This is a genomic window from Oleiphilus sp. HI0061 (assembly GCF_001635675.1).
The window spans coordinates 1-1,375 of the sequence record NZ_LWFE01000231.1 but is presented as its reverse complement, the minus strand read 5'-3'; the positions used below and the strand labels follow the sequence as shown (position 1 = coordinate 1,375).

Here is a 1,375-nt window from a genome sequence, read left to right as displayed (position 1 = left end):
GAAGGTTTGCTTGCAGCATTTGAAGCAGGCTTGGCTGCAGGCAAGGGAGCTGTTGAATATAAAGGCAAGATGATTGATTTGCCGGTTGTAGAGCGGGCAAGAGAATTATTGAGAAATGCTAAAGCTTTAGCATAGCCGACCTCTTTACTAGTGAGGGCTTGCTTATAGTGAGCCTCTTTCTAATTACTTAAAATATTTTTGATAAACCGTCTGAGTATATCCGCTTTCTTGTAAGTGCTTTAATGCTTGTTGGAATTGATAAGCAGCGGAGCCTTTATGGGGACTGGTTTTTTGATTGTTAAAGCCTAAAGCGCTGTTTTTATCAAATCTGCTATTTTGTTGTTGCTTAAAGTGTTTTGAATTAATAGAGAAGGCCGCTTTTAACGAAGAGTATTCCTTCTCAATTGCATTTGGGTGAAGCCGAAGGCCAATGTCACTAAACTGCTTAATGCGGTTTCGTTTTAAGTAATAATCCAAGATATCTATATCATATACGTAGAAATTACCTCTACCTAGTTTCAGTGCCTGAATTGCTTTATCAATAGGCAACTTGCCCATTTTCTGAATGCTTACTTGAGGAGCACCTTTGGCATATTCAGCGGAGCTACCTCCTAAAGGGACAAGCAAAGTACCTTTCGCCTTCTTAAAGTCTTTTATTTCGAAGTCTGTAATGTCTGAGACTAAGNCTTGTTTCGATAGAAAGCCATTGTCCAGCCAATATAAAAACTGTGATCTTTTTTCTGAAAAACCAGACGAGGGATAGAAATCGATATCACCTTCTTTAAGGTGATGATAAACACGTTTTTTAGGTAACCTTACGATTTCAAGTGAGAGTCCTATCATCTCTGCTGCTTTAGAGAAAAGTTCTCGGTATGCACCGCTATTATCATTTTTGTTGCCGATATAGGGCGGTTTGCTGCCTTCTTTATAGCCAAGAATGATAGTAGATTTATTGTCGGGAGAGGTAAGCGAAGTTTTTTCTTGTGAATAGCTAAGAGAGGCTTGTAAAGAAAGAAGAAAGCTTAGAATGAATACCCATCTTGTTGGATGTTTCATTTGTGCCTCCTTTTAGTTAGCTGCTTTGAAGCTGAAACAATGCGAGTAGCTCACTACTCGCATTATAGGCTTATCTATACAGCGTCACTACCGGTTTCGCCAGTACGGATTCGAATCACTTGCTCAAGTGATGAAACAAATATCTTTCCGTCGCCGATCTTTCCAGTATTGGCTGCATTTGTCATCGCTTCGATAACTTTATCTAGCATATCTTCACTGATCGCTACTTCTAGTTTAACTTTTGGTAGAAAGTCTACAACGTACTCAGCGCCACGATACAACTCTGTATGACCTTTCTGGCGACCAAATCCTTTAACTT

The 1,375-nt window shown here is 39.5% G+C and carries 2 protein-coding genes; both read right to left on the bottom strand.

Features of this window, described 5'->3' with window-relative positions; all coding sequences use genetic code 11:
• Positions 1 to 183: 183 nt before the first annotated feature.
• Positions 184 to 1,056: an ABC transporter substrate-binding protein gene (locus tag A3735_RS02815; RefSeq protein ID WP_068637563.1), complete on the bottom strand. Its 873-nt coding sequence runs from the start codon at positions 1,054 to 1,056 to the stop codon at positions 184 to 186.
• Positions 1,057 to 1,130: 74 nt separating this feature from the next.
• A partial coding sequence (locus tag A3735_RS02810; protein WP_068637561.1) for a P-II family nitrogen regulator occupies positions 1,131 to 1,375 on the bottom strand: 245 nt, incomplete at its 5' end.